The 253-nt window shown below is 57.3% G+C and carries 1 pseudogene; it reads right to left on the bottom strand.

Features of this window, described 5'->3' with window-relative positions:
* Positions 1-253, bottom strand: a pseudogene (locus SB756_RS32775) (NADH-quinone oxidoreductase subunit L); the annotation flags it as partial.

Raw genomic sequence — 253 nt, 5'->3', positions numbered from 1 at the left:
CAGGCCCACGCCTTCCCAGCCGAGGTACATCAGCAGCAGGTTGTCGGCAAGCACCAGAACCACCATGCTGGCGATGAACAGGTTGGTGTAAGCGAAGAAGCGAGAGTAGCCCTCTTCACCGCGCATATACCAGGAGGCGTACATGTGAATAGGGAAACCCACACCAGTGACCACCGAGAGCATGGTCAGCGACAGGCCGTCCAGCACCAGGTTAAAACCGATGTTAAAGTCGCCTACCGACATCCACGTCCAC

This window comes from Pseudomonas sp. SIMBA_068, assembly GCF_046534705.1.
GTDB lineage: Bacteria > Pseudomonadota > Gammaproteobacteria > Pseudomonadales > Pseudomonadaceae > Aquipseudomonas > Aquipseudomonas putida.
This window is presented reverse-complemented; position numbering and strand designations above follow the sequence as displayed.